The organism is Chitinophaga rhizosphaerae, from assembly GCF_003958645.1.
GTDB classification, from domain to species: domain Bacteria; phylum Bacteroidota; class Bacteroidia; order Chitinophagales; family Chitinophagaceae; genus Chitinophaga; species Chitinophaga rhizosphaerae.
On the sequence record NZ_RXLO01000018.1, the window covers coordinates 50,499 to 58,258 of the forward strand.

Here is a 7,760-nt window from a genome sequence, read left to right on the forward strand (position 1 = left end):
GTTATACAGTTTAAAAGATATGGTCGTCGTGGGTGTGCTGCTGTAACGCTGCGCCGGGCAGAATTGGTATGCGCTCCGCGGAATTATCCGAGGAAGGGCACTTTCACCACTTTTGCCTTCAGCAGTTTATCGCGCACGGCAATATAGATATCGGAATCCAATGCTGCAAACGCAGTTTTTACATATCCGAGGCCAACGGCCTTCTGGAGGGAGGGAGATTGGGTGCCGGAGGTAACCCGTCCGATCACGTTGCCTTCCGCGTCCCTGATTTCGTAGTCGTGGCGGGGGATGCCTTTGTCCACCATTTCAAAACCTACCAGTTTTTGCTGGATGCCTTCCGCTTTCTGTTTTTCGAAGATCGCGCGGGAAGGGAAGTCTTTGGTGAACTTGGTGATCCATCCCAAACCGGCTTCCATGGGGCTGGTTCGGTCGTCGATATCGTTCCCGTAGAGGCAGAAACCCATTTCGAGGCGGAGCGTGTCGCGCGCGCCGAGGCCCACGGGCTTGATGCCTTTGGATGCGCCTGCTTCGAAAATCGCGTCCCAGATCTTGTCTGCCGCGCCGTCTTTGTCTTCGAAATAGATTTCAACACCGCCTGCGCCGGTATAGCCGGTGGCGCTGATGAGCACGTTGCCTACCCCGGCGAAGGTCCCCTTCGCGAAGGTGTAATATTTCATGTTGACGATGTCTACGTCCGTCAAAGTCTGCAGCACACTCGTGGCGTTAGGGCCCTGGATGGCCAGCAGGCAGGTTTTGTCGGAAATGTCCTGCATGTCTACATTATTGGTATTGAACTGGCTGATCCAGTTCCAGTCTTTCCCGATATTGCTCGCGTTCACCACCAGCATATAGGTCTTGTTCTCTTCGATGCAATACACGAGGAGGTCGTCCACGATCCCGCCTTCGTTGTTCGGCAGGCAGGAATACTGCGCCTTGCCGGCAGTGAGCTTCGACGCATCGTTGCTCGTTACGCGCTGGATAAGGTCGAGCGCATTGTCGCCCTTGAGGATGAATTCGCCCATGTGGCTGACGTCAAATACGCCTACACTGTTGCGCACGGCGGCATGTTCATCGTTGATACCCGAATAGGAAATGGGCATGTTGTATCCCGCAAACGGGGCCATCTTGGCTCCCAGCGCAATGTGTTTGTGCGTAAATGGCGTGTTTTTCATGTGTTTATTCATTTTTTGTTGTAACCGGCTTTCGGGCCGGGCAAATTTAGTACATAATTTATGGATTGGACAATCGGAGGCTTCCCGTCAGACAATCCCGTGATAAATAATCAGTTCATCCCGGCTATTCGTCTTATTTTTGCCCCAAAATACCCCCGGAGTGAAAAAGCTTTATCTCATCCTGCCCCTGGCGGGTATGGCCCTCACGGCATACCCCCAGAAAAAAGCCGACAAGAAAACGCTCGGCAATCTCCAGGCGCATGTAGCCTATCTCGCCTCCGACAAGCTCGAAGGCCGCCGCACCGGCACCCCGGGCGAACAGCTCGCCGCCGCCTATATCGCCGGCCAAATGCAGGCGATCGGGCTCAGCCCGAAAGGGACCGACGGTTTCCTCCAGCCGTTCCTCGTTCGCGAAGGACTGGAATCCGGGCCGCAGGCGCGCCTTTCCATCAACAGCCAGCCACTGAAGGCCGGCGAACAATTCGTGCCGCTCCCGTTCAGCGCGGAAAAAAGCGCCAAAGGCGAAGTATTGCCCGGTGTGAACGAAGTAGACAATGTCTGGCTCATCAATGTAAAAGATGCGAAAGATGAGATAAACCCCCATGGCGCACCGCTGGATTTCTATATTAAAAAGACCAGGGAAGCCAAAGAAAGCGGCGCCACCGGCATCGTGTTCTTCAACGGCGGCGAAGAGCTGCAAACGGTCGCCAACTGGCTCGACCTTCCCCACGAAACCCTCGCCATCCCGGCGATATGGGTAGGGGAGGAAGGGAGCAAAACCCTCTCGGCCGACGATGCCAACGGATTCCAGATCGAGCTGCAGGCGGACCTGGTGCCGTTCAAACGCACGGGAACCAACGTGGTCGGCTTTATCGACAATGGCGCCCCCGTCACGGTGGTCATCGGCGCACATTTCGACCACCTGGGATACGGGGAAGACCATAACTCCCTCGCACCCAACGAAAAAGCGGTGCATAACGGGGCAGACGACAATGCCTCCGGGACCGCCGCGCTGCTGGAAGTGGCGCGGTTGCTGAAAGAATCCAAACTCAAAAATGCCAATTACGCCTTCGTCGCCTTTTCGGGCGAAGAGCTGGGGCTCTTCGGCAGTAAATATTTCGCGGGAAAAGGGCCCGTGCCCATGCAACAGGTGAATTTCATGCTGAATATGGACATGGTGGGCCGGCTTTCTGCGGAAAAAGGGTTGCAGATCGGCGGATACGGCACTTCCCCCGTTTGGGGCGAAGTGGTGCCGGACGTGGTCCCGAAAGGACTGAAGGTGAGTTATGACTCCTCCGGGCTGGGGCCTTCCGATCATGCTTCGTTCTACCTGAAAAACGTGCCCGTGCTGTTTTTCTTCACCGGCACCCATGGCGATTACCATAAACCCGGCGACGATACCGAAAAAATCAATTTCGCCGGAGAACTGACCATCGTGAAACTCGTCTACCGCATCATCGAAAAAACGAACGGCCGCCCGAAACTGGCGTTCTCCCAAACCAGTGATCCGCCGCCGATGTCTGGAACCGGCTTCACGGTAACTTTGGGCGTTATGCTCGACTATACGTTCAGGGGCGGCGCGAAAGTGGAATCCGTCCGGGATGGGAAACCCGCCAAGGCCGCGGGCGTTGAAGCGGGAGACGTGATCGTTCGGCTGGGGAATTACGCCGTGACCGATGCCATGAGCTATACCAAAGCGCTGGGCACTTTCAAGAAAGGCGATAAAACCTCGGTGAAGGTGAAACGCGGGGCCGAAGAGAAAGTATTTGACATCCAATTTTAAATCCTTTATTTATAACTTGCGCCATGCGTTATTTAATTATGGCCGCGGCCCTGCTGGCAATTGCGTGTAACCCCGTTCGTGAGCGGACGGACACCTCCAATTACCAGGTGATCGGGGAGAAATGTTACGTGCTGCGCCAGCATCCGATGCAGGACAGTGTGGTGAAGATCGCCAAAGACAGTATCGTTCAATTCCTGGAAGGGAAAGGTTTTGCCGCCAAATTCATCGAGAAAGACAGTTTGATGTTTCGCCGGGCCAACGGCCTGCAGGTGGAGATCGTGCTGCCCTCCGCGCAAAATGCATGGGAATCCAACGCGATCATCGTTTTCGATCCGCAGAAGAATCCCTTTTTCGTGAACCTTCACAAGGGCACGGCGCAGGTACAGCAATACGTGGCCGGACAGTAATATCATCCCTGGAGACAACAGTAACAGACAGTAGCCGACTTATTAATCCTTAGAATATCCTAATCCCTGACCATGCATCAACACATCCGTGTGACGGCGGAGGCCGTCGTACTCCGGTACTCATCCAAAGAAGGCATGATGGTGCTCCTTACCAAGCGGACCATCCCGCCGCATATATTTAAATGGGGCTTGCCGGGCGGATTCGTTCATAACGATGAGCCTTTGGAGGCTTGCGTGCACCGCGAATTGAAAGATGAAACCGGCCTGAAGGCCAATTACCTCGAACAAATGAGCACCTGGGGCCACCCGGACCGCGATCCCCGCGGCCGCGTGCTTTGCGTGGCGCACCTGGCGCTTATCCGCCATTCGGCCAGCAAGATCGTGCTGGGAATGGGGACGAAAGAAGCGAAGTGGTACCCGGTCCGCGAGTTGCCCGTCACGGCGTTCGACCATGCCGAGATCGTGGCGGCAGCCATCGAACACTTGCGGGTGCGGTTGCATACCGAACCGCTGGCGTTCGAGATGCTCGACGAAAAGTTCCCGGTTTCGGAATTGGAGAAGTTGTACGAATGGGTATACGACCGGTCGGTCGACCGCCGGAATTTCCAGAAAAAGATCAACGGGCTCGGGTTGCTGGCTGCCCGTCCGGAGAAACTGAAGCACCCATTACAGGGTCGCCCGGCTCAATTATACAGCTTCAACCGCGATAAATTCCGGGAATTGAAGGAAAGCGGGGCGCCGGTGGAGATTTTCTCATAATTTGCTTATAATCAATTTAAATGCGCATATACACAAATTAAAAATCAGGATTTATCGAAATACCGTTGTTTTGTGTATAATTCACCCAAATAGACGAAATCCCTTGCCGGCAGCGGGTTTGGGGAGCATTCACCGAAATGGGTGTGTTTGCCGTGATGAGGCCATTAAAGACACGGAAGGTCCGGATAATTTAACGTCCCGAATCATCCCGGGTTATGACGGCGCTCACTTTTGAAAACGCTTTTTATCCCGAACTTTAATATCATTCGATCAAAATCCCTATTCATGCATACCGCTCGCAACCTTCCGTTCCTTTTCCGTCCGCACATACAATTTTTACTGCTGGCCCTGGCTTGTTTCACCTGGGGAAATTTTTTCGCTTCGCGGGAAGCGTTTATCACCGATTGGGGCACTCACTGGTACTGGCCACACGTATATGTTTATATGATCGTGGTGCTGATCGGGGAAGCGATCATTTACAGGCTGGTTTCCCGGTTGTTGTGCTGGCCCTGGCTGTCGCACGTCCATGTAGCGTCGATGTACTTTTTTGCCGTGGCGATGTGGACGATCGAAGTTTCCGGCGATGTGCCGGGTGTTAACATGCGCCCGCTTTCCCATGCTTTGCAGTGTTTTTCCGAGTACTTCCTGCTGGCGGGGCATCTTGCCTTCTTCGCGCATATTTCGATCGGGGTGTTTGTGGGTGCGAAGTCGGCCGCATGATTTTTCCACTGTGCAAACTTTGGGGGTTGGAGGAACGTTCGGGCAATCGTGTTTCCCTATTTTCGCGATGCCTATGAAACGCCTGCACCAAATCCCCCGGTATCTCCGTCCGGGCAGTTACCTGGCTGCCGGATGTATGCGCGGCAGAAAAATTTTTCAGCATGTATAGTTTGAAGTTGCATCGAAGGCTCCTCCGCCCGGAGGCGCTACTTTCCTTACTGGCGGCCCTTCTCCAGGTGAAACACTGGAGCCTCGAAAGCCACGGGCTCCGCCTCCGGGGAGATACCTCCGATTATGTGACCACGATCGTTTTCGACAGCTGGTATGCGCCGTTTTCAATGGTGGCGCTGGGTTTCGCGGGGGCGTTCTGGCTGGCGCGGCGGTACCAGGAAAAGAGGATGTTGCCGTATGTGTGTTTCGTGAGCGTGCTGGCGGCGCCGTTAATCACGTATAAGATCGCGTCAATTTATCGTGTGGGGTATTTTACGGGGAATCCTTCGTTCTACATTGCAGGAACGGATTTTTACAAGCAGTTGCTGAATGCGATGCTGGTAGCTGTTTTTGCGGCGTTCGTCATCGGACAGATAATTTATGTGGTGAAACTGGCGGCAACTTATGTGAAAGACGTTACATTCAATGCATGAAAGTTCGTTTCTCTTTCCGGCGCTTGTTGCGGCCGGAGGGTTTGATCGCGTTGATGATCGTTTGCTGGATGATTATTTATAGTATCAATGCCGCCTTGGGAAACGATTACTTCGGCATCTGGCCAGAACCCACGCTGCTGTAGCCTTTGGCGTTGTTTGTGTTTGCCGCGGCATATTATTTCACGCGGGGTTTCCGGCAGTGGCGCGCTTTGCATTATTTTCATGTGGCGAGTTTGATTATTTTCCCGGTGTGGATGTTTCATTGGGCGGTAACAGTGGGCAATCTGCCGGAAGCAACCCTTGTTCTTCCTGATACGGCCAGCCGGCATCGGTGGGAATTTTCCCAGGCAGTGGTGGATGTTTTGATTTTGCCTGCGGCGATTTTCGTTTTTGGGGGTCAGTTGGCGTTTGTGGTAAATATTATTGCCGGTTTCATCCGGGGTAAAAAAACAATTGCATGAAAAAGCCGAATATTATCCGGGGGTTCCTCCGGCCGGAGGTTATCCTCATCCTGCTGGCGCTGGGCCTGGCTACGGCAGCGCTATTTCCGTGGGATATCAACAACTCGATCGACATCCACTTGCACGACACCTATTACGTGATCGCAATTCCCCACATGTGTATGCTACTGTCGGTTCCTTTTGCTTTCGCCGCGGTCATCTATTTTTTGACGCGGAATTTCCGGCAGTGGACCGTATTGAAATACCTCCATCTGCTTAGTTTGGGGATGATCCCGGTATTGCTATACCTTCATTCGACGGATTTCCAGATGAGTTACTATCCATCCTCACCGGAAGCCGATTTCGGGCGCATGAAATCCGCCAATTTGCTCACTTTGGCGGTGGCCCTCATTTTCGTTCTTGGGCAAGTGGCATTCCTCGTCAACATCATCGCCGGGTTCATTCGCGGCAAAAAAAGCGCTGTTCCCCAACAATAACGCAATTGCGCCGCGGTGTCCGATTTTTTTGCATCTTGCGGGCTTATGCGTAAAGTTGTTTCTGCCCTGACATTGTGCTTACTGGCCTCCGGCCTCCAGGCCCAGGATGCCCCGATAGATTCGCTGCTGGCCGCAAGAAGACGATCCTTCCTGCCGGTCCCCATCCTGGGTTATTCCCCCGAAAAAGGCCTGGAATTTGGCGTAGTGGCGCTTTACAGCTATTATGGCGATAAAAAGGACCCGGCACCCGCTACCCGCAACTCCACCGCCAGCCTCCTTTCCACCTTTACGACCAACAGCCAGTTCAAACTCGATCTCCGCTTCGAAAACTGGACGCGCGACAACCTTTGGCACATCCGCACCAACTTCCGGTACCACGATTTCCCGCTGTATTTCTTCGGGATCGGCGATACCACCCATTACGATAACCGCAGCCTTGTCGGCAACCGGCGGTATAAAGTGTCTGCCGAAGCGGAACGCCGCGTTTCCCGGCACTTCTACGCCGGGATGTCTTTGCTGTTCCAGCACGACACCTACGATTCCGACGACCCGAAGGGCGTGTACCCGGCGTCGAACCTGATCGACAAAGAAGGCGGCTATTATACATTCATCGGCGCTACCGCGATATTCGACAACCGCGATAACCAGAATTATACGACCAAAGGTTCCTTCGTTCGCATGAACATCTCCTGGGCGCCGGAATTCATCAGCACCCGGAGCCTCTGGCGCCTCGAAGGCAAGGCCAGCCACTTCATCCCGCTATCCAAAAAAAGTACGCTTGGCCTCAATGGCTACGCCGTGTCTACCCAGGGCGATGTGCCGTTTTATATGATGGGAGAAATGGGGAACGATAATATCATGCGGGGGTATTATACCGGCCGGTACCGCGACAAAAATTACATCGCCGCGCAGGCGGAATACCGGTACTTCCTCGACCCGGGGATCCGGGTCAAATTCTGGTTCGTCGACATGCATCCCACCTTTGCGCTGGCGGGTTTTGCGGGAGCGGGCACCGTTTTTTCCAACCGCAATATCGATTTCGGCATCAAACCGAACTATGGCGCCGGAATCCGCTGGTTCTACGACAAAACCTCCCGGCTCACGGTGCGCCTCGACTATGGGATCGGCGAAAAACGCGCGGGAGAGAAGCGGCAGGGAGGGTTCTACCTGTCGATCGCGGAAGCTTTTTAACTGGTTATCAATTTACTATATGTCCCGTCCTAGAATAAGTTGACGGTTTTAAACTGGATTAATTGATCCCTGGTTTTCATCGGCCAGGGATTTTTCATGTGCCTGAGTTGGTGTCAGGTATCTTAAACTTAAATGTGGTCTTATGTC

Annotated in this window: 10 protein-coding genes; 8 read left to right on the forward strand and 2 right to left on the reverse strand. The window is 53.8% G+C overall.

What is annotated here, in order from left to right; translation table 11 throughout:
- Positions 1-83: 83 nt before the first annotated feature.
- Positions 84-1,172 (reverse strand): glycine cleavage system aminomethyltransferase GcvT, encoded by a 1,089-nt coding sequence (gcvT, locus tag EJ361_RS24685; protein ID WP_126249252.1) that lies wholly within the window; start codon positions 1,170-1,172, stop codon positions 84-86.
- A gap of 160 nt (positions 1,173-1,332) precedes the next feature.
- On the opposite strand from gcvT, the gene EJ361_RS24690 reads away from it, so the two are divergent.
- The 5 genes from EJ361_RS24690 (at position 1,333) to EJ361_RS24710 (ending at position 5,485) form a co-directional block, all read left to right on the forward strand.
- Positions 1,333-2,955: a M20/M25/M40 family metallo-hydrolase gene (locus EJ361_RS24690; protein WP_126249253.1), complete on the forward strand. Its 1,623-nt coding sequence runs from the start codon at positions 1,333-1,335 to the stop codon at positions 2,953-2,955.
- Between the two features lie 23 nt (positions 2,956-2,978).
- Complete coding sequence (locus EJ361_RS24695) at positions 2,979-3,362, forward strand: hypothetical protein (RefSeq protein ID WP_126249254.1); 384 nt, start codon at positions 2,979-2,981, stop codon at positions 3,360-3,362.
- A 72-nt stretch (positions 3,363-3,434) separates the two neighbouring features.
- Positions 3,435-4,121, forward strand: a complete 687-nt coding sequence (locus EJ361_RS24700) for an NUDIX hydrolase (protein WP_240646732.1) — start codon at positions 3,435-3,437, stop codon at positions 4,119-4,121.
- 285 nt (positions 4,122-4,406) lie between these two features.
- Positions 4,407-4,841, forward strand: coding sequence for a hypothetical protein (locus EJ361_RS24705; protein ID WP_126249256.1), 435 nt, complete (start codon positions 4,407-4,409; stop codon positions 4,839-4,841).
- A gap of 161 nt (positions 4,842-5,002) precedes the next feature.
- On the forward strand, positions 5,003-5,485 hold the full coding sequence (locus EJ361_RS24710; RefSeq protein WP_126249257.1) for a hypothetical protein: 483 nt from the start codon (positions 5,003-5,005) through the stop codon (positions 5,483-5,485).
- Here EJ361_RS24710 and EJ361_RS24715 read toward each other — a convergent pair.
- Positions 5,455-5,709, reverse strand: a complete 255-nt coding sequence (locus tag EJ361_RS24715) for a hypothetical protein (protein WP_126249258.1) — start codon at positions 5,707-5,709, stop codon at positions 5,455-5,457. The genes EJ361_RS24710 and EJ361_RS24715 overlap by 31 nt on opposite strands.
- On the opposite strand from EJ361_RS24715, the gene EJ361_RS24720 reads away from it, so the two are divergent.
- The 3 genes from EJ361_RS24720 to EJ361_RS24730 are packed head-to-tail and all read left to right on the forward strand — an operon-like array spanning position 5,710 to position 7,613.
- The gene (locus EJ361_RS24720) at positions 5,710-5,946 is read left to right on the forward strand and encodes a hypothetical protein (RefSeq protein WP_126249259.1); all 237 of its coding nucleotides are present in this window, start codon (positions 5,710-5,712) and stop codon (positions 5,944-5,946) included.
- Positions 5,943-6,422 carry a hypothetical protein gene (locus EJ361_RS24725; protein WP_126249260.1) on the forward strand — a complete coding sequence of 160 codons (480 nt, stop codon included), beginning with the start codon at positions 5,943-5,945 and terminating at the stop codon, positions 6,420-6,422. Before EJ361_RS24720 ends, EJ361_RS24725 begins: the two co-directional genes overlap by 4 nt.
- A gap of 45 nt (positions 6,423-6,467) precedes the next feature.
- The gene (locus EJ361_RS24730) at positions 6,468-7,613 is read left to right on the forward strand and encodes a BamA/TamA family outer membrane protein (protein ID WP_126249261.1); all 1,146 of its coding nucleotides are present in this window, start codon (positions 6,468-6,470) and stop codon (positions 7,611-7,613) included.
- The last annotated feature ends 147 nt before the right edge of the window (positions 7,614-7,760 follow it).